Origin of the sequence: Nocardia sp. NBC_01388 (genome assembly GCF_045040085.1) — a bacterium.
Classification (GTDB): Bacteria; Actinomycetota; Actinomycetes; order Mycobacteriales; family Mycobacteriaceae; genus Nocardia.
Genome location: NZ_CP109553.1, coordinates 4030940 through 4056892, shown reverse-complemented (window position 1 = coordinate 4056892; position 25953 = coordinate 4030940). Strand labels below are relative to the sequence as shown.

Here is a 25953-nt window from a genome sequence, read left to right as displayed (position 1 = left end):
GCGCCACACCGGGGTTGATCTTGTAGCACGAATCGGCCCCGGTAGGTCCCGAGATTTGTGAAACAGACCCCGCGGATGACAGCTTGGTAACTTCCCAGGGGTACGGATGCGGAGATCGGGACATGTCAGCGGTAGAGTGGGAGCAGGCTCAGCGCGAGTCTCCGGCTGCTTTGTGCGTCCGGCGGGTGCAATCAAGATCAGCACCTGTGCGGACCTGCATCGGATGCCGGAAACAAGTGCTAGCCGCTGAACTATTGCGGGTCGTGGCGCAGGAGACTGTGGTTGTTCCCGATCCGAGGCGTAGACTGCCCGGAAGGGGTGCCTGGTTGCACCCCTCTTCGCTTTGTCTGAGCCAAGCAGTTCGGCGCCGAGCATTCGGCAGAGCACTACGAGTGTCCGGACATCTGGATATCTCAGCCCTGGAGCATTACGTAGAGAACAGGCACGAGCACTCATGAGCACACCGTGAAGCACCAACGATGATCGACCATCGGAATTAATCTGGGGTCGTGCGGGCCTCCCTTCCCAAAAGGGTTGTCGCGCTCGACCTCTCAGTGAGGAGAGCAGTGGCAGGCAAGGCCCGCGTGCACGAGTTGGCTAAAGAACTCGGTGTCACGAGCAAGGAACTACTCGCAAGGCTCAAGGAGCAGGGCGAGTTTGTGAAGTCCGCGTCGTCGACGGTGGAAGCACCCGTCGCACGTCGCCTGCGGGAGTCCGTCGCCCCGAAGAGCACCCCGGCGAACGGTTCCGCAAAGCCGGCCGCCGGTAAGCCCGGCGACCAGGCCCCGCGTCCGGCTGCGAAGCCGGCCCCCGGCGCATCCTCGGGACCTCGTCCCGGCGCGCCCCGTCCGTCCGCTCCGGCCCCGGCAGCCCCGGCTCCGGCAGCGCCCAAGGCTCCGGCCGCTTCCGAGCAGGCCGCCCCGGCGGCCAATGCCGAGGCGTCGGGACCGCGTCCCGGTGCGCCCCGTCCGGCTGCGCCCGCTCCGGCTCCCAAGCCGGCCGTGCGTGAAACCCCTGCTCCCGCAGCAGCTTCCGAGGCTCCGGCCGCGGCTGCCGCACCGCAGCAGCAGGGTCAGCGTCCGACTCCCGGCGCTCCGCGTCCGGCCCAGCCGGCTCCTGCCGCCGAGGCGCGTCCCGCGGCTGCGCAGGCTGCCGCTCCGGCACCGAGCGCCGCTCCGCGCCCGGCCGGTCCGAAGCCGGGTCCGAAGGCCCCGCGCGTCGGCAACAATCCCTTCTCCTCCGCTCCCGAGCGTCCCGCGCCGCGTCCGGCTCCGGGCCAGGCTCAGGGTCAGGGCGGCGCTCGTCCGGCCCCCGGCCAGAGTGGTCCGCGTCCCGGCCCCGGTCAGAGCCCGCGTCCCGGTCAGGGTGGCCCCCGTCCGGGTGGCGCCCAGGGTGGCGGTCGTCCGGCTCCGGGTCAGGGTGGTCCGCGTCCGGCTGCCGGTCAGGGCGGTCCCCGTCCCGGCGGCCCGCGTCCCAACCCCGGCTCCATGCCTCCCCGCCCGAATCCGGGTGCCATGCCCTCGCGTGCCGCACGTCCGGCTCCCGGCGGCGGTCGTCCCGGTGGTCCGGGTCAGGGTGGTCCGCGCCCCGGTGGCGGTGCAGGTCGTCCGGCCGGTGCCGGTGGTCCGTACCGCGGTGGCCAGGGCGGCGCCCCGGGTACCGGTGGTGCTCCGGGTGCCGGTGGCGGCGCAGCAGCGGGTGGTTTCCGCGGGCGTCCCGGCGGTGGCGGCGGTGGCCGTCCCGGTTCCGGTGGTGGCCGCGGCGGTGCCGCGGGTGCCTTCGGCCGTCCGGGTGGCGCGGTCCGCAAGGGCCGTAAGTCGAAGCGGGCGAAGCGCGCCGAGTACGAGAGCATGCAGGCTCCGGCCGTCGGCGGCGTGCGGCTGCCCCGCGGCAACGGCGAGGTCATCCGCCTCGCCCGTGGCGCCTCGCTGTCCGACTTCGCCGACAAGATCAACGCCAACCCGGCCTCGCTGGTCCAGGCGCTGTTCAATCTCGGTGAGATGGTCACCGCGACCCAGTCGGTGAACGAGGAGACCCTCGAGCTGCTGGGTTCGGAGATGAACTACGTCGTGCACGTGGTCTCCCCGGAGGACGAGGACCGCGAGCTGCTCGCCAACTTCGACCTCACCTACGGCGAGGACGAGGGCGACGAGGACGATCTGCAGTTCCGTCCGCCGGTCGTGACCGTCATGGGCCACGTCGACCACGGTAAGACCCGACTGCTGGACACCATCCGCCAGGCGAACGTCCGCGAGGGCGAAGCCGGCGGTATCACCCAGCACATCGGCGCCTACCAGGTGCTGACGCACGTCAACCAGCTCGATCGACTGATCACCTTCATCGATACACCGGGCCACGAGGCGTTCACCGCCATGCGTGCCCGTGGTGCGAAGGCCACCGACATCGCGATCCTCGTGGTCGCGGCCGACGACGGCGTCATGCCGCAGACGGTGGAGGCCATCAACCACGCGCAGGCCGCGGATGTGCCGATCGTGGTGGCGGTCAACAAGATCGATAAGGAAGGCGCGAATCCGCAGAAGATTCGCCAGCAGCTGACCGAATACGGTCTGGTCGCCGAGGAGTACGGCGGCGAGACCATGTTCGTCGACATCTCGGCGAAGCAGGGCACCAATATCGAGCAGCTGCTCGAGGCGGTCGTCCTCACCGCGGATGCCACCCTGGATCTGCGGGCGAACCCGGACATGGACGCGCAGGGTGTGGCGATCGAAGCCCACCTGGACCGTGGACGTGGCCCGGTGGCCACCGTCCTCATCCAGCGCGGCACGCTGCGCGTCGGTGATTCGATCGTGGCGGGCGACGCCTACGGCCGAGTGCGCCGCATGGTCGACGAGCACGGCGAAGACGTCGTGGCGGCCCTGCCGTCGCGGCCCGTCCAGGTCATCGGTTTCACCTCGGTGCCCGGCGCCGGCGACAACCTCCTCGTCGTCGAGGAAGATCGCATCGCTCGCCAGATCGCGGACCGTCGTAATGCGCGTAAGCGCAATGCGCTGGCCGCACGCAGCCGCAAGCGCATCTCCCTGGAAGATCTGGATGCCGCCCTGAAGGAGACTTCGGAGCTGAACCTGATCCTCAAGGGCGACAACTCCGGTACCGTCGAGGCCCTCGAAGAGGCGCTGCTCGGTATCGATGTCGGCGAAGAGGTGCGGCTGCGCGTCATCGACCGCGGTGTCGGTGGCGTCACCGAGACCAACGTCAACCTGGCGTCGGCGTCGAACGCGATCATCATCGGGTTCAACGTCCGGGCCGAGGGCAAGGCGACCGAGCTGGCGAACCGCGAAGGCGTGGACATTCGCTACTACTCGGTCATCTACCAGGCGATCGACGAGATCGAGAAGGCCCTCAAGGGTCTGCTCAAGCCGATCTACGAAGAGGTCGAACTGGGCCGGGCGGAAATCCGCGCGATCTTCCGTTCGTCCAAGGTCGGCAATATCGCCGGTTGCTGGGTTACCTCCGGCTCGGTCAAGCGCAATGCCAAGGCGCGCCTGCTGCGTGACAACGTTGTTGTCGCCGAGACGGTCACCATCTCCTCGCTTCGTCGCGAGAAGGATGACGCCACCGAGGTCCGCGAGGGCTTCGAATGCGGTATGACGCTCACCTACAACGACATTCGTGAAGGTGACATCGTCGAGGCGTACGAGCTGCGCGAGAAGCCGCGCGACTAGTATGTGCAACGACCTGCCGGGACGGGAGCGATCCTGTCCCGGCAGGGTTGTGTACCAATAGATTCCGACGCACTCGTGCGCACGCCGTGGAGCGCGTCGGCCATTCCAGGTAAGTGCGTGCGCATTACATGACTGAAAAACTGTTTGTGGGAGCGCTCGAGTTCGACATACTTCTCGGCGACGTACATTCGCTGAAGGAGAAGCGCTCCGTCATCCGCCCGGTCATAGCCGAGCTGATCAAGTTCGGTGTGAGCGCCGCAGAAGGCGGCGATCACGATCTGTACCGGCGTACGTTGCTGGGCGTCGCAATGGTCGGTGTGGGAATGGACCACCTGACCCAGGTGCTGGACAAGTGTGAACGGCACGTGGCAGCACGCCCGGAGTTACAGTTGCTGGCGGTACGCCGCCGCGTCTTCGGACCCGAAGACTGAATCTAACCAGTGAGGAGGGCACAGCCATGGTGGATCAAGCCAGGGCACGCCGACTCGCCAAGCGGATCTCCTCGATCGTGGCCACCGCGATCGAGTACGAGATCAAGGATCCGCGACTGCGGTTCGTCACCGTCACCGATTGCAAGGTGACCGGTGATCTGCGAGAGGCCACCATCTTTTATACGGTGATGGGCGAAACGCTCGACACCGAGCCCGATTACACCGAGGCGTCGGCCGGACTGGAGAAGGCCAAGGGCATTCTCCGTTCCAAGGTCGGCGCGGGCACCGGCGTGAAGTTCACGCCGTCACTGGCGTTCAAGCTCGATACCGTGCCCACCGTCGCGAAGGAGATGGAGGAGTTGCTGGCCCGGGCCCGCGACGCCGACGCTCGTGTCGCACAGGTCGCGGTCAATGCGACCCACGCCGGCGACGCCGACCCGTACAAGGTCGACGACGACAAAGACGAAGATTGACCTGCGGATCTTCTGCGGGGGAGGAGACCGCCGGTGACTGAACCGGTCGATCTGGCCGCGGCGGTGTCGATACTCGACACCGCTCGATCGGTCACGGTGCTGAGCCATGTCCAGCCCGATGCCGACACCATAGGCAGCGGGCTGGCTCTGGCGCAGGTGCTGCGCCGGCGGGGAGTGCCGGTGCAGGTGTCCTTCGCCGAGCCGTCGGAGCTGCCGGTATCCATGCGCGGGCTGCCCGGGACCGAACTGCTCGTGCCGGCGAAGCAGGTCGCGCGCGAGGTGGATGTGCTGGTCGCGGTGGACTGCGGCAGTGCCGGTCGGCTGGGCGCGCTCGCGGATCGTCTCGGCGGCGCTCGCGTCAGTCTCGTACTCGATCATCACCGCTCGAACACCCGCTTCGGCATGGTGAACGTCATCGATGAAAACGCCGAATCCACAGCAGGTCTGGTCGCCCGGGTGCTGGACGCCTGGGGTGAACCCATCGACCGCGACGTGGCGCACTGTCTCTACGCCGGACTGGTCACCGATACCGGCTCGTTCAAATGGGCCCGGCCCGGCTCGCACGCGCTCGCGGAGCGCTTGCTGGCCACCGGCATCGACGGCGCCGGGATCACCCGGACCCTCATGGACACCCACCCCTTCGCCTGGCTGCCCATGCTGTCGCGTGTCCTCGCGTCGGCGGAGCTGGATCGCGAGGCCGCGAACGGTGCGGGCCTGGTCTACGTCTTCGTCCGCCGCGAGGACACCGTCGGCGTGCGTTCGGAGGAGGTCGAGAGCATTATCGACCTCATCCGCACCACCTCCGAGGCCCAGGTGGCGGCCGTCTTCAAGGAAACCCGCAGCACCTCCGGACAGTGGACGGTCTCCCTCCGCTCGCACGACAGTGCCGACGGCTCACCGGGAGTCGACGTCGCCTGCGTCGCAGGAGCTTTGGGCGGCGGCGGCCACCGCTACGCCGCCGGCTACTCCACCACCGGCAGCCTCGATGAACTCATCGAGAACCTGACCCGAGAGCTCGCTCAACCCTGATTCTGCTGCGGTGCAGTCGATTTCGGGGCCGGGGCGAAGCCGACCACCTCGATCGACCGTTCGTCCCGGCACACGGCCAGTGTCGCACCGGGCGCCCGCAGTAACTGCGTGTCCTCGCAGGCGTGGTTCGCACTGGTGACCTGCTCGGGTGATGTCGGCCGGCCGCTGTCGAGGCTCCAGGACTGGATGCTGTTGTGCACCTTGGTCTGCTCGATCCAGCTCGTGATCGGTCGAACGATCTCCGCTGACAGGAAGAGCGCGGGGCTTTCGAAGGTGTCCTGACGTCCGGCCAATTCGACCTTGTCGATCCCGCCGGGGAGCGATTGGACGATGAAGTGATCGTGGTAGTAGGTGCCATCGTACGTCGACCTGTCGGTCAGAACCTGGGTACCGGTTCGGTCACCCGCGACCAGGATAGGGTCCGGCAAATCGGTTTCCGGAGCCGTTCCGAGCTGCTCGGGCGCGCCGACCACGATTTTGTGAATGGTGTTCCCCAGGTCCCAACTCACGCGGACGACACCATCGAGACGCTCGATAACCGCGTGCGGTGCGCGTTCGGCCGACTCCGCCATCCGGCCCAATTCGCGGGTGGCGATCACTGCGCCGGTGCGCGCGTCCAGCGCCGTTGCGACAAACCAGGATTCGCTGTTGTTCTTGCAGTCGGAAGTTTGATAGACCGCCGTTTCGGTGGCGAGGGTATACATGCGGGTCGGCGTGCACCCGGGTGTGGTCATATTCTTCGACCACCGGCGAAGTCCGGTCCGGGGGTCGTAACCGGTGATTCGGTCATCGTCCACCATGATCAGGGCCTCGGAACCGGTGTCGAATTCATTCACGGGGAAGACCAGGTCGGCTCCGGGCAATGCCGCGTCGTGGGCGAAGTCCGAACCCTGCCAGAGGATCTCACCGGTCATCGCGTCGAAGGCGATCCAGGCCAGCCGCTGCCACATCGCGAGCACGACTTTCCCGTCGTCGAGTGTTCGCAGGGACTTCGGCACATAGGTGAGTCCGCGGTGCCCGTCGTATCGGTTACGCCGCAGATAATGCCAGCGCGGTGCCCCCGTCGTCCCGTCGTAGGCGGTCAGGCCCTGCCAGGTGGCAATAACGAAGCCCGCGCCCGCCGACACCACATCACCGGCGGGGTTGCTGTCCGGCAGCGGAGTCTCCAGGGGTACCGGTATCCGAAAACGTTCCGTACCCAGGCGATCCGGCAGGGCGGGGATATCCACGCGAGACGCCGAGACGTGATCGACATTGCGCTGATCGTCACCGGCGCGGATCGCGCCCACCGCGACTACGGTCGATACCAGTAACCCCACCGTTGTCAGGGCGGCGAGTATGGGGCGCGGCAGGCTTCGAATACTGTTCGGCCGCAGGGCCATTCCGATGACGAATACAGTTCCGAGGAGAACCAGGCCATTGGCGGCGATCGCGGTGGGTAGTTGGCCGAACAGCTGGTAGTCGAGCCTGATTTTCGCGTAGGCGGTGGGCAGGTGGTACCTGACTGCCAGGATCGGCAGGATCGCGAGCCCTGCCACCACCGTCATGACTACGAAAGTGCCCAGGCCGTCGTATGTTCTGCGATTCCGGACGGCCTGAACGGTGATGGCCGACAACAGCAGCGTCATCATGATTCCGGCCGCCAGCGCCGCCGTGGCGAGATGTCCGGGTAGGGCCGAGATCTCCACTCCCGGACCGGAATCGTAGAAATACCCGTTCTGCAGCCAAGTCTTGCGCAGCGACCGAGTCGATGCGAAACACCGGCTGTAGATCGCGAGTCCAGCGCCTCCGACGATCAATCCGGCGGCGACGGCTCCCGTCGCCGCAGCAATCCGGGACAGCCACTTGCGCAGCGTCTCAACACCATTGACCATGTCGTCCCCCTGTACTCCAACGTCCTGCGAGCCTCAGCCTAGTTCTCGCAGGACGAGCCGTCCGGTGGGTGTTCGCCGACGGCAGTACGTGACACTGCCGTCGGCGAACGGGGTGAGTGGTCAGTCGTCGAGGCCGTAAATGGTGACGCCTTTGGCGGATTCGACTCGGTAGCCGAAGGTGATGGTGGTGTCGGCCCGGGGGGCCAGGGCGGTCTTCCAGGTGAGGACGCCGAGTTCATCGCGGTCGGCGGGCTGGGGCTTGGCGGTGGTTTCGCGGACGGTGATGGCGGCGTCGCGGGATACGGGGAGGCGGTCCAGGACTGTCACGGTGGCGGGGCGGGCGCCGTGGTTGCTGATGGTGATGGTGTATTCCACCTCGGTGCGGCGGGTCGATCCCAGCGTGGCCTTGGTGGCATTGCGGCGCACCAGTTCTCGTTCGACACGGATGCGATCGTCGACGCCGAGCGCGAGTTCGCGCTCCTCGCCTGGAGCCCAGGTCTCGAGGTCGGTGGCGCCGACGTATTCGGTGTCGTGGAACAGGGCCGCGCGGCCGGCGGGCAGCGTGTGCTCGGAGGTATTGCGGGCCGTCGCGCGCAGTACCGCCTCCAGCGACCGCACCGGCGCGGTCACGTGATCGAGCTGCGCTTCCAGATCGAGGGCCGTGATGACGGTGCGGTGCGAGGTGCCGTCGGACGGTACCGCGACGGTGCGCTGCGGCGTATAGGTCGCCGCGGTGACGCCCTGTTCGACGGTGGCGACCGACTCCCGCATCCGAGGTGCGGGCATGGCGGCGGCGGGCATTGCGCCGCCGGGCGCACCGAAGCTGACCGTATCGGCGCTCATATCGGCGGACCCCGCCATGCGGGATGCCTTGCGGTACATCCGTGCGGGCGGCGCTTCGGCGGTGATGAACCACGGATCCAATTCGGGGACGTCCAGCGCCTGCGCCGGGCGGGCGGTGGAGAGCTGCAACCGGCATTCGGGCCAGTCCTCGCCCGTGCTCTGCAGCACCAGTCCGAACCAGCGCAGCGTCAGCCCGGTCTCGCCGAGGCGCAGATCGTAGGTGCTGTACCAGCGCGCACTCGGCACCACATAGGACACCTCGAGGTCCACGGTCACCGGTTGCGCGGCATCGACGGTGATCACCGCGACCTTGATATCGGTCCGGTCTTTTCCGCGCAGGTCCGCCAGTTGCCGCTCGAGGGCCTGATGTTCGCGAATGTGCTCCTGCCGCAGCCGTTCCCGTTCGCGTCGTGCGGCGTGGACGGCCCCGTACTGCGCTTCGAGGCTGTCGGCGAATTCGATGACGCGGTCCTCATCGGCCTTCGCCAGCCGTTCGGCGGACTGCTGGGCGAGCCGTTTCAGGAATGCCACGCGAGCCTCCGCGGCGCGGTCGGCGTCGGCGAGCTCGGTCATCGCGGCATCCAGGGTGCGCATGCGGGCCAGCAGGTCCGCGACCTGCTCGTCACTGGTCGCCGCCTGCCGCTCGGTGACGATATCGACGCCGAGTACCGTCACATCGCCCTGTCCGGCCACCCGGATCGAATCGTGCAGCAGGCCGGTGGGCAGGGGCGCCACCCGTATCCGATGCTCGCCCGCCACCAGATTCGCCTTGCCGGATCGGGTCACGCGGGCTCGGTCCGGGTACACGGTGACCGCGGTGATGGCGGTTTCGAGTTGGGTCATGTGCTCAGCCTGCCTCGAGTGCCCGATTCGGTGTAGGTCTTTTGCCGCGGCGCGGTGTCGATCACCCGTGCAGCGCGCGGGCGAACAGGGGCCAGGAGTCGTGCAGATCCTGCTGCCAGTAGCCCCAGGAGTGGGTTCCGGCCGGGCGGAGGTTGAAAGTGGCTGGGATGCCGAGGGTTTGGAGACGGTCGCGGAGCGCCAGCGCGCACTGATCGGTAATGGCTTCGAGCACGCCGCCGCTGGTGAGCTGGCCGACGAGTTTTGCTGCGCTGCCGTGTATTCCGGGCCCGTCGAGGGTGTCGAGTGGGCCCGGGAGTCCATTGCCGGTCGAGACGTAGACGGCGGTGCCGCGGAGCCGGTCGGCATGCAGGTAGGGGTCGTTGGCGGTCCAGGCCGGATCACCCGGTGGGCCCCACATATTGGCGGGATTGCCATGCCAGCGCAGCACCACGGCATCGACGAAGGCCTGGCCGATGGGGTCGCTGGTGCGGGCGCACCCACTGTAGGAGCCGATGGCGCGGTACCTGCCGGGTGCGTCGAGCGCGAGCTGGAAGACCGAGGTGCCCGCCATGGAGATGCCCGCGACGGCGTTCGCGCCGCTACCGTTCAGCGCCGAATCGATAATGGGCGGCAACTCCTGGGTGAGAAAGGTGCTCCACCGCACCCGGCCCAGCGCGGGATCGTCGGTCCGCCAATCGGTGAAGTAGCTGCCACTGCCGCCCAATGGCACGACCACCGTGACCTGCTTGTCGCGGAAGAAATCGACGATATCGGTCTGATCCGTCCAACTGCTGGCATCGGAGCCGCCGGCGGCTCCGTTGAGCAGGTAGAGGGTCGGTGCGGGGGCCGAACCATCCGGTGCGCGAAGGACTTTCAGCGCGATATCGGCATCCATGGCGGTGGAGTGCACCCGCATGTCGAGCAGGCCGCCGGGGTCCTCGGTCACCGCGATCAAGCCGGAACCGTCCGGTGCGAGGTGTGCGGCCGCCAGCACCGCGGCCGGTGGCGCGGGCTCCGCTCGTGCCGGAGCCGCGACACCCAGCCAGGGCAGCGCGAGGGCGAGTGTGAGCGAGACGAGCGGGACTGCTGCCTTCACCCGAGACCTCCGATCGTCTGGAGTGGAGCCGGTCGGCTGGTCACGTTAGGACCAAAGCAATGCCGCGACAATGAATGTCGCGAACCTTTGGGAGACCGTCCGGTCGACGGCACACAGGCTTGGGAATGATCACAGACTTTCGGCGCGCCGCTGGTCAGGGTGCCGCCGCGTGCCGTTCACTCGAAAACCTGTTACCCCCGGACACATGATTCCGGCGGTGACGCGTGGTTCTCAGCTGTAGGAATCGAGGGTCATCATGGTCGCATTCGGTTTGTTCGACGACTGGCATCCGGAGCCGGGCCGGCTCACCACCTGGACCGCATCGCCGCAATCGCGGGCGGCGGTGCGGCGTGCGCCCGCGCATGACGTGGGTCCGTCGTATCAGCAGGAGGCGTATCTGCGGGCGGCGCAGCGTAATGACGTTGCGGGATTGCGGGTTTCGCGAATATGCATGATCTCCTTCGATATTCCCGGAGTGCCGGACCAGCGGGCCATGACCGCCACGGTGAACGCGTTCCTGCGCAGGCACGACACGTTCCACAGCTGGTTCGCGCCGGAGCGCGGTGAGTGGTTCGTGCGCCATGTCGCGGATCCGGCGGATATCGATTTCACGCCTGCCACGTACGGTGAGTTCACCGATCTCGGCGCGCTGCGCGAACGCGTGCAGGCCGAGACGCCGGGTCCCTTCGAATGGGATTGCTTCTCCTTCGGGATCATCGAGCGTCCCGATTCGTTCACCGTGTACGCGGCCGTCGATCATCTGCACACCGACGGTGTGGCGCAGGCGCTCTCGTGCGTGGAACTGCTGCTGCTGTACGGCACCGAAATATCCGGTGGCACACTGGCTTTGCCCCCGGTCGACGGTCATATCGGCTACTGCGCCCGGGAGCGCCGCCTCAATGGGCAGCTCACCCTGGAGTCCGCCTCGGTAGCCCGGTGGGTGGAGCTGTTGCGGCGCAATGACGGTCAGGTGCCGCACTTCCCGCTCGATCTGGGCTCGGCCGGTGGATACAGCCGGAGTGCGCAACTCACCATTCCGCTGCTGAGCGAAACCGATATGCTGCGCTTCGATCAGGTGTGCGAGGAGCACGGTGGCCGATTCTTCGGCGGATTGTTCGCGGCGGTCGCGCTCGCGGAATTCGAATTGACCGGCAAGGAAAGCTATTTCGGCTTCACCCCGGCCAATACGCGATTCCTGCCGGGGGAGATGGACTCGGTGGGCTGGTACACCAATCTCATTCCGGTGGTGGTCCCGGTGGAGTCCGTGGGCACCTTCACCGCGCTGGTGGCGGCGGCACAGGAGGCGACCGAGCGGGCCCGGGACCTCACGGATATCTCACTGCACCGGGTGCTGGAGCTGGTCACGCCCGACCTCGGCATTCGGACCCGCCCGGGTTTCGCGGCACCCATGGTGTCCTATGTCGATGTCCGGAAAATGGCCGGTGCGGACATGTTCGACGCCATCAAGGGCGGGCTGTACGGCAGCGACGGCAGCTCCGGTGAGGTCTTTCTCTGGGTCAATCGCATGAACGATGTGACCACCCTGACCCTGCTGTTCCCCGACACTCCGCAGGCGCACGCCTCGGTCGACCGGTATGTGCAGAAGCTGGTCACCATCGTCACGACGGTGGCCGCCGACGGGGACTACGTGGTCCGGGTCCCGGCGCTGTCATGACCGTCCGGGAGTCGGACCGGACCGGCGACGCGGGCGCCACGAAATCTCCGGGTGCGTGGATTGCCCTGTCGGCGTGCCTGATTGCGGTATTCATGCAAATGCTGGACCTGACCATCGTGCATACCGCCATGCCCGCGCTGGCCCGGGATCTCGGGGCGAGTTCCGCGGCCGAACTGCTGATCGTGAGCGCCTACGGCCTGGCCTTCGCGTGTACCCTGCCGACCGCCGCCCGGATCGGTGATCTGCTCGGACGGCGCCTCGTGTTCCCCGCCGCCCTGGCCGCCTTCGGCGCTGCTTCGCTCTGGTGTGGAATCGTCTCCGGCGCTGGAGAATTGGTGGTAGCACGCGGCGTCGCGGGGATAGCCGCGGCAATGGCATCCGCGCAGACCATCGCGATCATCACCGCGGCATTTCCGGAGCGCGCGCGGGCCACGGCCTTCGGCCTCTACGGTGCGGTCGCAGGGCTCGCGGGCATGGCGGGTCCGATGCTCGGCGGCGCGCTCGTGGACGCCGATCCGCTGGGGCTGGGCTGGCGAGCCGTCTTCCTGATCAATGTGCCACTCGCGGGTGTGGCTGTGGCACTGGCGAACCGGCTGCGATCGCCGGTACCGCAGCACGCCGGGTGGTCCGGGCTCGGTACCGAGGGTGGTGGCGCGGCGATGGATCCCGGGCGACGTGTGCGGGAAACCGGCCGCATACCAACACCTCTCGCGGCACAGTCGGGGGACTGTCCGGATTCGGCTGTCAACTTCCGGCCGGGGGCGGGAGACGGCGAGGAGTGCGGAGTCGGCACCGGCCTTTCTCGAGCGTCGTACATCGCGCACACCGGCTCCGGCTCGGCGCCGAATAGCGATCTGGTTGTGCCGGAGGCGGAATCGGCCTCGCTGGAGGGCGGCTGGGGTGGGCTGGTGCGGCGGCTCGATATCAAAGGGGCGGTGCTGTCGGCCTCGGGGTTGGGGCTGCTGGTGTATCCGCTGACCTATGGACGTGAAATGGGCTGGCCGCCAGCAATACTGGTGCCGCTGGCGCTCTCCGTCCCGGTGCTGGTGGTCTTCGTGATCGAGCAGCGTCGCCGGGCGGCGCGCGGTGCGGAGCCACTGGTGCGGCTGGAGTTGTTCGCCGACCGTGGGTTCGGCGTGGGCGCGGTGCTCATGGCGGTGTTCTATGGCGTCTTCACGGCAATGCTGTTCACGGTGTCGGTGGCGGCGCAGTCAGGGTTGGGCTGGTCGGCATCGCGGACCGGGCTCGTCATGCTGCCGTTCGCGGTCGGTGCGGTGGCCGGTGCACTCAGTTCGCCGGTTCTGGTGTCGCTGTGCGGAACCCGGGCGCTGACCGCCGGCATGACGGTGTTCGCTGTCGGGTTGGGGGCGACGGCGCACACCGTGCACGCGGACGGGGCCGGATTGGATATCCGGGAATTGGTGTGGCCGGTATTCGCGGCCGGTGCGGGTATGGGCTGGTTCGCCGCACCGCTGCCGCCGTTGATGATTGCCGGAGTGGCCGATCGTGCTGCCGGATCGGCGTCGGGGATCGTGCCGACGGTGCAGCAGGTCGGCAGTTCGGTGGGGGTGGCCGTGCTGGGGATGGTGTTCTTCGCCCGGGTTGCGGCGCAGTCCTATCTCGCCGCGCTCACCACCGTGCTCTGGATCATGGCCGGAGTATCCGCGCTACTCGCCGTGCTCACACTCGCGCTGCCCGGGCGGCGGACATGAACACCGGGCCGCAGCGGCCGGAGGCTCCCGCCGGAGCGGATGCGCCGCAGCGGGTCGCAACCCCTGCCGGCGAGAATGCATGGCGGTCGGCAACTGGTTCCGGCGCAGCCGTGCTGTCGCAGGAACCCGGCCCCTCTGCCGATGACTCCCAGTACGGGATCATCCGAGATGCGTTGCCGCCGTGGGACGTGCGGTGGGTGGGTGTGATCGCGGGGGTGACGGCGGTGGTGCTGTGCCTGCGGGCGGGACGGTACGGCTACTTCGGGGATGAGCTGTACTTCCTCTCGGCCGGGCGGCATCTTGCGGTCGGGTATGCGGATCAGGGGCCGCTGGTGCCGGTGCTGGCCCGTGCAGCGGGCTGGATCGCGCCGGAATCGGTGACCGTGCTGCGGATTCCGTCGATTGTGTGCGCGGTGGCGGCGATCTCGGTGTGCGCCGCGCTGGCGCGGGAGTTCGGGGGTGGCCGAGGAGCGCAGCGGATGGCGGCGCTCGCGTACGCCACGAGTCCCTTCGTGATCACGGCGGCGGCCACGCTGTCCACGTTCGCGATCGATGCCACCCTGTCCGCCGCACTGCTCTGGATGCTGGTGCGCTGGAGCAGAATTCGTGACGATCGGCTGCTCCTCGGCGCTGCGGTCATTGCCGCTGTCGACCTGCAGGTGAAGCTGCTGCTACCGGTCCTCGGCGCCGGAATTGTGCTGGGATTCCTCATCTTCGGTCCGCGTGCGGTGTGCCGCCGCCCGCTGCTGTGGGCGGGGATATCGGCGGCCGGGCTCTCCGCGGTCCCGAGTCTGTGGTGGCAGGTGCGGCACGGCTGGCCACAGCTGGCCATGGGTCCGGTCATCGCGGCGGAGCAGCGGGCGGCGACCGGCGGTGTGGGCGGATTGCCGATGCAGTGGGCACTGCTGCTCGGGGTGTTCGGATGCCCGGTGGCCGCCGCCGGACTGTGGGCACTGCTGCGGTCTCCGGCATTGCGCCCCTATCGATTTGCCGCGGTCGCGGTGCTGGTGCAGGCGCTGTTCGTGGTGGTCACCGACTCCAGGCCCTACTACCTGGCGGGCCTGTTCCCGGTACTGCTCGCGGCAGGCGCGGTGTGGTACGCCGATCGCGACCGTCGCACCTGGCTCGACATTGCCGGTCGTGGCGTGGCCGTAGTGTCGATGGTGATCGCCCTGGCCGTGGTCGTCCTGCTCCCCTTGCCCGCATCGTCACTGCGCGAACCCGCGGACACGCAGCGCGCCGCGTCCCTGCGAATGCGCCTGTTCGGTGTGAGCGGCTGGGCGGAAATGGTGACAGCCGTCGACGCGGCGGTGCTCGGCTTGGACCCGGATGCGAGTTCGCATGTGGTCCTCATCGCCCAGAACTATTGGCAGGCAGCAGCTCTCGATGAGCTCGGCGTCGGCCTGCCGCCGGTGTACAGCGCGAACAGAGGGTTCGCCTACTTCGGCAGCCCGCCGGAGACCGCGACCACCGTGCTCTACGTCGGTTCGAGCTCGGCGGAAACGTCACTGCGCCAGATGTTCTCCGAGGCTCGGCCGATCTCCCGGTTGGATGCGCCCCTCGGATTCCCGGGCATTACCCGGCACGTCGTCATCTGGCGCTGTGACCATCCGCTGCGCCCCTGGTCCGATATCTGGCCGGACTGGCACACCACCATCCTCGATTCGGGTGAAGGGATAGATCGATGACCTACCGGAGCACTCCTGCCAACATCACCTGGTTTCACCAGGATTGGTCGATACCGGAGCTGATCGAACGCAAGGCCGGGCGCACTGTCTCGGTCGTCCTGCCGGCGCTGAACGAACAGGCCACCATTGCCGGGGTACTCGGATCCATCCGCGGCCTGGTGGGAACACTGGTGGACGAGCTGGTGGTCATCGACTCCGGTTCCACCGATCACACCGTGGCCATTGCCGAAGCCTCCGGCGCCACTGCGGTTTACACCCGTGAGCAGGCGATGCCGGGAGTACCGCCACGGCCGGGCAAGGGTGAGGTGCTGTGGCGGTCGCTGGCCGTGACCACCGGTGATCTCGTTGTCTTCATCGATTCCGATCTGCTGGCGCCGAATCCGCTCTTCGTTCCGGCCCTACTGGCTCCGCAGCTGTTCGAGGAGCACATCGAACTGGTGAAGGGCTACTACCGCCGCCCGCTCATCGCCGATCCGTCCGGTGATGCGGACGGCGGCGGGCGAGTCACCCAGCTGGTGGCGCGCCCGCTGCTCGCCGCGCTGGCGCCCGAACTCGGCGAGGTACTGCAACCGCTCGGCGGTGAATACGCCGCAACCCGAAAGCTGTTGACCGGCATCCCTTTCGCGCCCGGCTACGGCGTCGAGATCGGCATTCTCATCGACGCCTGGCAGCGCTACGGTGCGCAGTCCATTGCCCAGGTCGATCTGGGCACCCGCATTCATCGCAATCGCCCCACCCATGAACTGGCCGTCATGAGCCGCCAGCTCATCGCCACCCTGCTCGATCGGCTCGGCATCCACGATTCGGGTATCGGCCTGGCGCTGTATCGGCCGGAGGGCAACTCGTGGCGGCGGACGGTCAGCACAGTATCGGTCGCGGACCGGCCACCCATGGCGAGCATGCAGGTCGTCGAGGGAGGAATCTTGTGAGAACGCGGCGCAGACTCCAATTGCGCAGGCTCCAATTGCACTGGCACACAATCCGATACCGCACCACAGCTGTATGGCTGGCGTTGCTGCTCGGCATGCTGACCGCGGCGACGGGCCACTGCGGGCCTCCGGATTCCGCGACCGATGGTTCGCATCTCGACCACATCGAGCCGGTGCGCGATCGGGTGTCGGATGTCTACGTCTACTCCGCCGCCATGAACACCGTCATCCGCAATCGTGTCCTGCGCGCCGCCGACCCGGACGCACCCGCACCCACCCTCTATCTGCTCAACGGCGCGAACGGCGGCGTCGACGGCAGCTGGTACGACGAGACCGATGTGGCGGACTTCTTCCGCGACAAGCAGGTCAATGTGGTGATCCCGGTGGGCGGCGCCGGAAGCTACTTCACCGATTGGGCATTCGACGACCCGATTCTCGGCCACCCGAGGTGGTCGACCTTCCTCACCGGGGAGTTGCCGCCGGTCGTCGATGCGGCGTTCCACGGCAGTGGCGCCGATGCCATCGCCGGTATCTCGATGGCCGGGACTTCGGTGTTCCAGCTCGCGCTGGCCGCGCCGGGCCGGTATCGGGCCATCGGCTCCTACAGCGGGTGCGTGCGGACCAGCGATCCGCAGGGGCAGGCCTTCGTCACCGCCGCGGTGGGGCGGCAGCGCGGCAATGCGTTCAATATGTGGGGTCCGCCCGGTGACGCGCGGTGGGCGGCGAATGATGCCTACCTGCATGCCGATCGGCTGCGCGGCACCGCGATCTACGTATCCACCGGCACGGGCGTGCCGGGGCCGTTCGATACGCCCGAGGGCGCGCGCGGTGATCTGCTCCAACTGACCTGGCAACTGCTGTTCGGCGCGCCGCTCGAAGCGGTGATGAACATGTGCACCCGGGAGCTGCAGGAGCGGTTCCAGCAGCTCGGAATTCCGGCCACCTTCGATCTGCGGCCCACAGGCACGCACTCCTGGCGCTACTGGCAGGAGGATCTGCACCGGTCCTGGCCAGGCTTCGAAAAGGCGCTCACCAGCTAGAAATCAGCGGTCGCCACAGCACCGGCAGGCCTATCGGTCGGTGCTGTGTGCGATGGTGATCGGATGAGCGGTGTCGACGAGGAGGGCGGGGATGACCCGGTGGAGGACTTCGCCGGTGTCGTGACGGCGCCGGCGCGGTCGGGGCTCGGTGCGGATCCGGCCGCGGCCGGGCCGGGCCGGATTCTCGGCATTGCCGTGCCGACCCTGGGCGTATTGATCGCCGAGCCGATCTACCTGCTGTTCGATATGGCGGTGGTAGGCCGATTGGGTGCGCTGCCGCTGGCCGGCCTGGCGGTCGGCGGATTGATTCTGGCGCAGGTCAGTACGCAGTTGACATTTCTGAGTTACGGGACGACCTCACGAGCCTCGCGCCGGCACGGGGCGGGGGATGAGCGCGGCGCGATCGGCGAAGGGGTGCAGGCGAGTTGGATCGCCGCCGGGGTGGGGCTGGCGATTGTTCTTGTGCTGCAGGTCTTCGCGGGTCCGGTGACGCGCGCCATCGCCGGTGGCAGTGAGATCGCCTCGGGTGCGGAGTCCTGGTTGCGGATCGCGCTGTTCGGCGTGCCGTTGATTCTGCTGTCGATGGCGGGCAACGGCTGGATGCGCGGGGTCCAGCAGACGCGGCGGCCACTGCTGTATGTGATTGCGGGGCTGGCGCTTTCGGGCGTGCTGTGCCCGGTGCTGGTGCACGGGCTGCTGGGCGCGCCGCGACTGGAACTGGAGGGCTCCGCCGTGGCCAATCTGGCGGGGCAGGTGGTGACCGCCGTTCTTTTCGTGCTGGCGCTGCGGCGGTCCAAAGTGCCGCTGGCGCCGCATATTGCGATCATGAAGGCGCAATTGGTGCTGGGGCGCGACCTGATCGCGCGCAGTCTGTCCTTTCAGGCGTGCTTCGTCTCCGCAGCGGCGGTGGCCTCCCGATTCGGGGCGGCCTCGGTCGCCGCGCACCAATTGGTGTTGCAGCTCTGGAATTTCCTCGCCCTGACCCTGGATTCGCTGGCCATTGCCGCGCAGACCCTGGTGGGCGCCGCCCTGGGAGCCGGAAACGCGCGCGGCGCACAGGGTTTGGCGCGGCGCATTACCGGCTGGTCCACGGTGTTCGCGGTGGTGCTGGCCGTGGTCTTCGCGGCCGGATACTCGGTCATACCGAACCTGTTCACCACCGATCCGTCGGTGCTGGACCGCACCCACGTGGTGTGGTGGTTCTTCGTCGGCATCATTCCGATCGCCGGGGTGGTCTTCGCACTGGACGGCGTGCTGCTCGGTGCGGGCGACGCCGCCTTCCTGCGCAATGCCACCCTCGGATCGGCGCTGCTCGGCTTCCTCCCGGCCATCTGGCTATCGCTGGTCTACGACTGGGGCATTGCCGGAATCTGGACGGGGCTGGTCGCTTTCATGGTGCTGCGCCTCGCCGCCGTATCGTGGCGGGCACTGTCCGGGCGCTGGGCCCGGGTGGGCGCGGATGTGCCGGGACGGCCGGCCTGATCAGCGTCCCTTCTTGGCGGCGCGCAGCAGATCCCTGTTGAGCCGTCCGATGACGTCCTGGGGTATCTCCTTCGGGCAGGCGAGCGTGCACTCGCCGGTATTGGTACAGCCGCCGAACCCCAATTCGTCGTGGGTCTCCAGCATGTCGGCCACCCGCGAGTACCGCTCCGGCTGTCCCTGCGGCAGCAGTCCGAGGTGGGTGATCTTGGCGGCGGTGAACAGCATGGCCGAGCCATTGGGGCAGGCCGCCACGCAGGCGCCGCAGCCGATGCATTCGGCGGCCTGGAAGGCGAAGTCGGCATCGGGTTTGGGGACCGGCACCGAGTGGGCCTCGGGCGCGGCGCCGGTCGGCGCGGTGATGTAGCCGCCGGCCTGAATGATCCTGTCGAACGCCGAGCGGTCGACAACGAGATCCTTGACGACGGGAAAAGCCTTGGCCCGCCACGGTTCGACCGTGATGGTGTCGCCGTCGGCGAACTTGCGCATATGGAGCTGGCAGGTGGTGGTCGCCTTCTCCGGGCCGTGCGGAGTGCCGTCGATGACGAGCGAGCACATACCGCAGATGCCCTCGCGGCAGTCGTGATCGAAGGCGATCGGCTCCTCGCCCGCGCCGGTCAGACGCTCGTTGAGAACATCGAGCATTTCCAGAAACGAAGCGTCGGAAGAGATCTCGACCTGGTAGTCGATCAGTCCGCCCTCGTCCCGAGGACCCCGCTGCCGCCAGATGCGCAGTGTGAGCTTCATGGGTGACACCCCTTATTACTTGTAGGACCGGGTGGTCGGGTGGACGTACTCGAAATTCAGCGCCTCCCGGTGCAGCGTCGGTGGCTCGTCCGAGTCGTTCCACTCCCACGCGGCGACATAGGAGAAGTTCTGGTCGTCGCGCCTGGCCTCGCCGTCCTCGGTCCGCGACTCCGCGCGGAAGTGCCCGCCCGCGGATTCGGTGCGATGCAGGGCGTCGATCACCATGAGCTCGGCCAGTTCGAGGAAGTCGGCCACCCGGCCCGCGCGCTCCAGCGACTGATTGAGGTCGTCGCCCGAACCCGGCACCGTGACCCGCTCCCAGAACTCCGCGCGCAGAGCGGGAATCAGGTCGAGCGCCTTGCGCAGGCCCTCCTCGGTCCGCTCCATCCCGCAGTACTCCCACATGATGTGGCCGAGTTCGCGGTGAAAGGAATCGACCGTGCGGTCGCCATTGATCGCCAGCAGTCTGCCGATCATCGAGGTGACCCGGCGCTCGGCCGCCGCGATCGCGGTATCGGGGACATCCCCGGCGAGGCCGCGGGCCAGATAGTCGCCGATGGTCGTGGGGAGTACGAAGTACCCGTCGGCCAGGCCCTGCATGAGCGCCGACGCGCCGAGCCGGTTGGCGCCGTGATCGGAGAAATTGGCCTCGCCGATCACGAACAGACCGGGGATGGTCGAGCGGAGGTCGTAATCGACCCACAATCCACCCATCGTGTAGTGCACGGCGGGGTAGATGCGCATGGGCCGCTCGTACGGATTCTCGCCCGTGATCCGCTCGTACATCGTGAAGAGGTTGCCGTACTTGGCTTTCACCGCATCCAGGCCGAGCCGCCCGATCGCATCGGCGAAGTCGAGGTAGACGCCGAGCCCGCCCGGACCCACACCCCGTCCCTCGTCGCAGACGTTCTTGGCCGCCCGGGAGGCGATATCGCGCGGGACCAGATTGCCGAACGCCGGGTAGATGCGCTCCAGGTAGTAGTCGCGCTCGTCGTCCGGGACAGCGCCGGGCTCGCGGTGGTCGCCGGCCTGCTGCGGCACCCACACCCGGCCGTCATTGCGCAGCGACTCCGACATGAGGGTCAGCTTCGACTGGTGTTCGCCCGAGACCGGGATGCAGGTCGGGTGGATCTGGGTGAAGCACGGGTTGGCGAAGTACGCGCCGTGCTTGTGCGCACGCCAGGAGGCGGTGACATTCGAGCCCATGGCGTTGGTCGAGAGGAAGTAGACATTGCTGTACCCGCCGGAGGCCAGCACCACCGCATCGGCGGTGTAGGACTTGATCTCTCCAGTGATGAGATCGCGAACCACCACGCCCCGCGCCACCCCGTCGGCCATGATCAGGTCGAGCATCTCGTGCCGGGCGTGCAGTTCGACAGTGCCGGCATCGACCTGGCGCAGCAGGGCCTGGTAGGCGCCCAGCAGCAGTTGCTGACCCGTCTGGCCGCGGGCGTAGAAGGTGCGGGAAACCTGTGTGCCGCCGAAGGATCGGTTGTCGAGCAGGCCGCCGTACTCCCGGGCGAACGGAACACCCTGCGCGACACACTGATCGATGATCTGCGTGGAGATCTCGGCCAGGCGGTGCACGTTCGACTCGCGGGAACGGTAGTCGCCGCCCTTGACCGTGTCGTAGAACAGGCGGTGCACGCTGTCGCCGTCATTGCGATAGTTCTTGGCGGCGTTGATGCCGCCCTGCGCGGCGATCGAGTGGGCCCGGCGCGGGGAGTCCTGGAAGCAGAACTGGATGACGTGATAGCCCTGTTCGCCCAGTGTGGCGCCGGCCGCGCCGCCGGCCAGGCCGGTGCCGATGATGATGATCTTCTTCTTCCGCTTGTTCGCGGGGTTGACCAGCCGGGCCTCGAATTTACGGGTGGTCCAGCGGTCGGCGATCGGTCCGGCTGGGGCTGTGCTGTCGGCGATTGGATCGCCGCTGTTGTAGCAGGTCATGATTACTTCACCCATCCGAATGTGACGGCGATCGGGACTGCCAGGAATCCGACGACCAGGAGCGTCGAGACGACGGCCGCGAGCAGGTCGTAGCGGGCATAACTGCGGCTGCTCGCCAGGCCGAGTGTTTGGAACGCACTGCGAATGCCGTGCCGCAGGTGCACACCCACCAGGACGACCGCCACGACGTAGAACAGCGTGATGTACCAGCGTGAGGGTTCGAAGTCGGCGACGACCTTGGCATGCGGAGAGGAGTTGCCGCCCTTGGGGTTCACCGCGCCGAAGGTCAGGTCGAGCAGATGCCAGATGAGGAACAGCAGGATGATGACGCCGCCGTACCGCATGGTGTGCACGGCATAACCCTGGGCGTGCGACTTCTTCTTGACCGCGTACCGGACGGGCCTGGCGCGCCGCGCCGTGCGGGCGAGGGAGACCGCCGACCACATGTGCAGAATCACGCTCACGGTGAGCACGATCTCCATTCCGGTGAGCAGCCACCGGTGCGGCAGTGCCGGCTCGCCCAGCGTGCGCAGCCATCCGGCGTAGTGATCGAAGTCCGAATCACCCAGGAAGATCTTGAGATTCCCGGCCATATGCGCGAGCAGGAACAGCACGAGGACGGCGCCGGTCACCGCCATGACGGCCTTCTTGCCGACCGTCGAGCGGTACAGCGCGGGTATTGCGATAGCCACCAGCGGAAAATATGGCCGGAGCGCGCGGCGGGTCCAAGTCCGCAGCGCTCTGGTGTCGATGGCCGCGGGCTATGCAGCAAGCTGCGGGCGTAATTACTACGCCCCGTAGGGGTTTCGTGGCGTGAGGGCTTTCACACCCCAGAACGCGCCGCGGCGCGGTCACCGGCTCCGGAGTCGAAGGCCGCAAGTGCGTGGTCCTAGGCTGTCGAACGTGCAGTTGCAGCAGTTGTCGTACTTCCTGGCCGTGGCGACGACCAGGCATTTCACGCACGCGGCCGAGACGCTGGGCGTCGCGCAGCCCTCGCTGTCCAAGCAGATCCGGGCGCTGGAGACCGAGTTGGGCGCTCCGCTGTTCAGCCGGGCCAGAGGGAATATCACCCTGACCCCGGCGGGTGAGGCGCTGCTCCCGCTCGCCAATCGAATCCTCGCGGATGTGGACACCGCGCGGCTCGAGGTGCAGGAACTCGCGGGACTGCGGCGCGGCCGGGTTCGGCTGGGAGCCACGCCGTCACTGTGCTCGGGACTGCTGGCGGACACCCTGCGGCTCTTCCACGACGGCTATCCGGGAATCAGACTGCTGGTGGAAGAGGGCGGCTCGCGTGATCTGGTGCGGGAGCTGACCAGGGGAGCGCTCGACCTGGCCCTGGTGATCCTGCCCCTCGCCGAGGACACGCCGCTGGTCACCAGCCCGCTGCTGCGGGAGAACCTGGTGGTCGCCTCGCGCGTCGATGACACGTCGCTGCCGAACCGGCCGCACCTGCACATCACTGATCTGCGGGACCGGCCGCTGGTGATGTTCCGGGCCGGATACGACTTGCGCGAGGCCACGATCGCGGCCTGCCGGCACGCCGGATTCGAACCCCGGTTCGCGGTCGAGGGCGGGGAGATGGATGCGGTCCTGCGGTTCGTGGAGGTGGGGCTCGGGGTGGCGGTCGTCCCGAGCACGGTCTTGACGGGCCGGCCCGGGCTGTGCGGCACGCCGCTGCTGCTGGACGGCGGCCGCGGTGCGCCCGGCCTGCACCGTACGGTCGCGCTGGCGCACCGTAAGGATGTCGCTCCGACCCACGCCGCCAACGCTTTTCGCGAAACGCTGGAGACGTTCCTCATCGACGCGAACGCCGACGGCAGCTTGCCGGCAGGGGTCGAATTACTCGCCGCCGCCGTCACGGGGCCGCGCTGACTGTGTGGCTCTCACGAGCCCGCTGCCTCCGTCACGAGGCCCTATCAGTGTCCTAACTCTGTTCCGCCGCAAGCTTGTCCAGATTGGCGGCGACCTCGGCGCGCCAGTTCTCATTGGCGTGTGTGGTGTCGACCTCGAATTCGAAGCGGGCGGTCATGTCCGGGGTGATATCGGCGACGTCGACGTAGAACTGCTCGTACCAGCGGCGGTGCTGGTACACCGGCCCATCCTCCTGGGTGAGCAGCGGATTGTCGATGCGGGTCTTGTGCTTCCAGATCTCGACGTCCTGCAGGAAGCCGACGCCGAAGCTCTTGCCGAACGCCTTGGCCAGCTTCTGCGATTTCTCCGGCGGCAGGCCGTCGATGCGCTGCACGCTGACGCCCCACTGCAGCGTGAACGAATTGTGCGTGACCGGATAGTGGCAGTTGATCAGCGCCACCTCCACCGTATTGTCGCCGAAGTCGTTGTGCAGGTAGTTGATCATGTACGACGGCCCGAAATACGAAGCCTCCGAACGCAACAGCTGCATCTCGGTCGAATAGTTCGAGGCCGTATGCATATCCGGCCGTCCCTTCGAATGCAGGAACTGCGTGGCCACATGGCCCTCGAACACATTCTTGAAGAACACCGGATAGGCGAAGTGGATATAGAAGAAGTGCGCCATATCGACGTTGTTGTCGATGATTTCGCGGCAGTGCGCACCCTCGATGAGCAGTGAGTTCCAGCTCCAGTCGCTCCACAGCTCGGTGCCCATGCCCTCGATATGCGGAATGGCGACCTCGGGCTGCGGGGGATTGCCCTCCGGATCGTTCCAGACGAAGAACTGCCCGTTCTCCTCGCAGGTGGTCCAGGAGCGGGTCTTGGCCAGCGGCGGCACCCGGCGCGCATAAGGGATTGCGGCGCACTTGCCGTCGCCGCGCCAGCGCCAATCATGGAACGGGCAGGCGATATTGTCGCCCTTGATGCTCCCGTAGCTCAGGTCCGCGCCCATATGCCGGCAATACCCGTCGAGCGCGTGCAATGCCCCGGTGCTGTCCGCCCAGATCACCAGCTTGGTCCCGAAAGCGCTGACGGAGTGCGGTTCTCCATCTCGGAAGCTCTCGGCCAGGCCGAGACAGTGCCAGCCGCGCGCAAAGCGCGTCATCGGCTGTCCCACATCGATAGTGCGAATATCCGGTGTCATTATCGCCCTCCGCGATTGATGATCGGGGCCATCACATCGGGCATCAATCGATTGAGCCCGATAATGATTCGGTTGTAGGCCGGAAAGGTGATGAACTGCTTGTTCTTCGAGACGCCGTGCAGGATGGCGTCGGCGGCGTCGAGGGGTGTCACCTTGGCGAACGGCAGTTTGTCGATCGAGGCCCGGTAGTTGTAGCCGGCGAGATTCACCGCATTGTCGAAGATGCCGGTGTCGACCACGCCGGGCAGGACCGCGCTGACCCGAATGCCGTGTGCGGCGGCCTCGGCGCGCAGCGAGGTGCTCAATCCGACAACGGCGTGCTTGGTGGCGGCATAGGCGGTGGACCGCGCGACGGGCAGCACGCCCGCACTGCTGGCGGTGTTCACAATGTGCCCGCTGCCCTGTTTGCGCATGACCGCGTAGGCGAGCTGGCTGCCGTGGATGACGCCCCACAGGTTCACGCCGATGATGCGGTCCCACGCCGCCGCGGTCATCTCCTCGAAGTCGCCGCCGACCACCATGCCCGCATTATTGAAAATCAGGTCCAGCGTGCCTTTTTCGCTGACGGCCCGATCGATCACGGCGGCAATGGCGGACCGGTCGGAGACATCGGTGACCATGGTCGTGAGGCGGTCGCTGGTGACCAGCCGGTCGAGCCCGGCGGCATCGCGATCGGCGGCGTACACGTTGGCGCCCCGCTCCAGCAGCCGCGTCACGAGGGCGCGGCCGATCCCGGAGGCGGCGCCCGTGACGATCGCGGTCGCGGCGGAAGAGGTCATGCGCCGAGATTAAGCATCAGTGCTTAATTCCTGCAAGCAATTGCTTAAATGTTCCTGGCTGCCGGAGCCCGGATGTGGTCAGTCCTGTTCGCCCGGACGATGGCGGCGGACGACCACTCGGGCGGGCCGCACAGAGCGGTCGGCGACGGTCAGACCGGGTTCGACCACGGCGTCTACCGTGCGGTCGGCGGCCGGGTCCGCGGAGGCGGTGACGTCGGCGGCCTCCATCGTCAGCGCGTCGAAGGCGCTGCCCGGTGCGGGGCTGACGATCTGCCCGCCACGTCCGATCAGCAGTCGTTCCACGCGGGCCGCGAAGGTCTCGAAAGCTGTTCGCTCCGCACCGGATCCGGCGGTGCCCGCCAGTGCCCGCGCATCGCTGTACAGGGCGAACAGCTCGACCACCAGGGGCAGGTCGGCGCCGAGGCGCTCCCGCTGCGCGCGGGCCTTGGCCTCGTCGGTGAGCCGCTCCAGAGTGGCGGCCTGGCGGGCGATCACGCGGGTCAGGTCGTCGATGCGCTCGGCCAGTGGACGGGTGCTGGCCGCGCCTGCGGGTTCGCTTGCGGCATCAGGGTTCCCGGTCGCTGCGGCGGGTTCGGTCATGCTCCGAACCTTAATCCCGGGTGCCGCTGG

The 25953-nt window shown here is 67.5% G+C and carries 21 protein-coding genes; 12 read left to right on the top strand and 9 right to left on the bottom strand.

Annotated elements, in window-relative coordinates:
- The first annotated feature begins 122 nt into the window (after positions 1 to 122).
- The 5 genes from OG716_RS20095 (at position 123) to OG716_RS20075 (ending at position 5616) form a co-directional block, all read left to right on the top strand.
- Positions 123 to 458 (top strand): YlxR family protein, encoded by a 336-nt coding sequence (locus OG716_RS20095; protein WP_405139031.1) that lies wholly within the window; start codon positions 123 to 125, stop codon positions 456 to 458.
- A 108-nt stretch (positions 459 to 566) separates the two neighbouring features.
- Entirely contained in the window at positions 567 to 3683 is a 3117-nt protein-coding gene (gene infB / locus OG716_RS20090) for a translation initiation factor IF-2 (protein WP_405139030.1), read from the top strand.
- A gap of 140 nt (positions 3684 to 3823) precedes the next feature.
- Positions 3824 to 4114, top strand: coding sequence for a DUF503 domain-containing protein (locus tag OG716_RS20085; RefSeq protein ID WP_327146468.1), 291 nt, complete (start codon positions 3824 to 3826; stop codon positions 4112 to 4114).
- A gap of 26 nt (positions 4115 to 4140) precedes the next feature.
- Entirely contained in the window at positions 4141 to 4587 is a 447-nt protein-coding gene (gene rbfA, locus OG716_RS20080; RefSeq protein WP_327144924.1) for a 30S ribosome-binding factor RbfA, read from the top strand.
- Positions 4588 to 4620: 33 nt separating this feature from the next.
- Positions 4621 to 5616: a bifunctional oligoribonuclease/PAP phosphatase NrnA gene (locus OG716_RS20075; RefSeq protein ID WP_405139029.1), complete on the top strand. Its 996-nt coding sequence runs from the start codon at positions 4621 to 4623 to the stop codon at positions 5614 to 5616.
- Here the strand turns inward: OG716_RS20075 and OG716_RS20070 are convergent.
- From OG716_RS20070 to OG716_RS20060, 3 genes are all read right to left on the bottom strand, one after another.
- Positions 5607 to 7490, bottom strand: coding sequence for a PQQ-binding-like beta-propeller repeat protein (locus OG716_RS20070; RefSeq protein WP_405139028.1), 1884 nt, complete (start codon positions 7488 to 7490; stop codon positions 5607 to 5609). The two genes, OG716_RS20075 and OG716_RS20070, sit on opposite strands and share 10 nt — an antisense overlap.
- Before the next feature lie 120 nt (positions 7491 to 7610).
- Complete coding sequence (locus OG716_RS20065) at positions 7611 to 9176, bottom strand: DUF4139 domain-containing protein (RefSeq protein ID WP_405139027.1); 1566 nt, start codon at positions 9174 to 9176, stop codon at positions 7611 to 7613.
- 61 nt (positions 9177 to 9237) lie between these two features.
- Positions 9238 to 10272, bottom strand: a complete 1035-nt coding sequence (locus OG716_RS20060; protein ID WP_405139026.1) for an alpha/beta hydrolase — start codon at positions 10270 to 10272, stop codon at positions 9238 to 9240.
- A 256-nt stretch (positions 10273 to 10528) separates the two neighbouring features.
- Here OG716_RS20060 and OG716_RS20055 point away from each other — a divergent pair, with 256 nt between their 5' ends.
- The 6 genes from OG716_RS20055 to OG716_RS20030 all read left to right on the top strand — a co-directional run bounded on the left by OG716_RS20055 (position 10529) and on the right by OG716_RS20030 (position 18798).
- Positions 10529 to 11947 (top strand): condensation domain-containing protein, encoded by a 1419-nt coding sequence (locus OG716_RS20055; protein ID WP_405139025.1) that lies wholly within the window; start codon positions 10529 to 10531, stop codon positions 11945 to 11947.
- A complete protein-coding gene (locus OG716_RS20050; RefSeq protein WP_405139024.1) occupies positions 11944 to 13659 on the top strand; it encodes an MFS transporter in 1716 nt (571 codons plus the stop codon). Before OG716_RS20055 ends, OG716_RS20050 begins: the two co-directional genes overlap by 4 nt.
- A complete protein-coding gene (locus OG716_RS20045; protein WP_405139023.1) occupies positions 13656 to 15347 on the top strand; it encodes an ArnT family glycosyltransferase in 1692 nt (563 codons plus the stop codon). The genes OG716_RS20050 and OG716_RS20045 overlap by 4 nt, the downstream gene beginning before the upstream one ends.
- A complete protein-coding gene (locus OG716_RS20040; protein WP_405139022.1) occupies positions 15344 to 16276 on the top strand; it encodes a glucosyl-3-phosphoglycerate synthase in 933 nt (310 codons plus the stop codon). Before OG716_RS20045 ends, OG716_RS20040 begins: the two co-directional genes overlap by 4 nt.
- Positions 16277 to 16371: 95 nt before the next feature.
- Entirely contained in the window at positions 16372 to 17316 is a 945-nt protein-coding gene (locus OG716_RS20035; RefSeq protein ID WP_405139794.1) for an alpha/beta hydrolase, read from the top strand.
- A 63-nt stretch (positions 17317 to 17379) separates the two neighbouring features.
- Positions 17380 to 18798, top strand: a complete 1419-nt coding sequence (locus OG716_RS20030; protein WP_405139021.1) for an MATE family efflux transporter — start codon at positions 17380 to 17382, stop codon at positions 18796 to 18798.
- Here the strand turns inward: OG716_RS20030 and OG716_RS20025 are convergent, their stop codons facing one another.
- From OG716_RS20025 to OG716_RS20015, 3 genes are read right to left on the bottom strand one after another with little or no spacing between them, the layout of a single operon-like run.
- Entirely contained in the window at positions 18799 to 19542 is a 744-nt protein-coding gene (locus OG716_RS20025) for a succinate dehydrogenase/fumarate reductase iron-sulfur subunit (protein WP_405139020.1), read from the bottom strand. It abuts the gene before it with no gap.
- Positions 19543 to 19557: 15 nt separating this feature from the next.
- Positions 19558 to 21489 (bottom strand): fumarate reductase/succinate dehydrogenase flavoprotein subunit, encoded by a 1932-nt coding sequence (locus OG716_RS20020; protein WP_405139019.1) that lies wholly within the window; start codon positions 21487 to 21489, stop codon positions 19558 to 19560.
- 2 nt (positions 21490 to 21491) lie between these two features.
- A complete protein-coding gene (locus tag OG716_RS20015; RefSeq protein ID WP_405139018.1) occupies positions 21492 to 22181 on the bottom strand; it encodes a succinate dehydrogenase cytochrome b subunit in 690 nt (229 codons plus the stop codon).
- A gap of 211 nt (positions 22182 to 22392) precedes the next feature.
- On the opposite strand from OG716_RS20015, the gene OG716_RS20010 reads away from it, so the two are divergent.
- On the top strand, positions 22393 to 23361 hold the full coding sequence (locus OG716_RS20010) for a LysR family transcriptional regulator (RefSeq protein ID WP_405139017.1): 969 nt from the start codon (positions 22393 to 22395) through the stop codon (positions 23359 to 23361).
- Positions 23362 to 23413: 52 nt separating this feature from the next.
- Here the strand turns inward: OG716_RS20010 and OG716_RS20005 are convergent, their stop codons facing one another.
- The 3 genes from OG716_RS20005 to grpE all read right to left on the bottom strand — a co-directional run bounded on the left by OG716_RS20005 (position 23414) and on the right by grpE (position 25923).
- Positions 23414 to 24544: a Rieske 2Fe-2S domain-containing protein gene (locus OG716_RS20005; protein WP_405139016.1), complete on the bottom strand. Its 1131-nt coding sequence runs from the start codon at positions 24542 to 24544 to the stop codon at positions 23414 to 23416.
- The gene (locus OG716_RS20000; protein WP_405139015.1) at positions 24544 to 25323 is read right to left on the bottom strand and encodes an SDR family NAD(P)-dependent oxidoreductase; all 780 of its coding nucleotides are present in this window, start codon (positions 25321 to 25323) and stop codon (positions 24544 to 24546) included. The genes OG716_RS20005 and OG716_RS20000 overlap by 1 nt, the downstream gene beginning before the upstream one ends.
- A 78-nt stretch (positions 25324 to 25401) precedes the next feature.
- Positions 25402 to 25923 carry a nucleotide exchange factor GrpE gene (gene grpE / locus OG716_RS19995; RefSeq protein WP_405139014.1) on the bottom strand — a complete coding sequence of 174 codons (522 nt, stop codon included), beginning with the start codon at positions 25921 to 25923 and terminating at the stop codon, positions 25402 to 25404.
- Positions 25924 to 25953 lie beyond the last annotated feature (30 nt).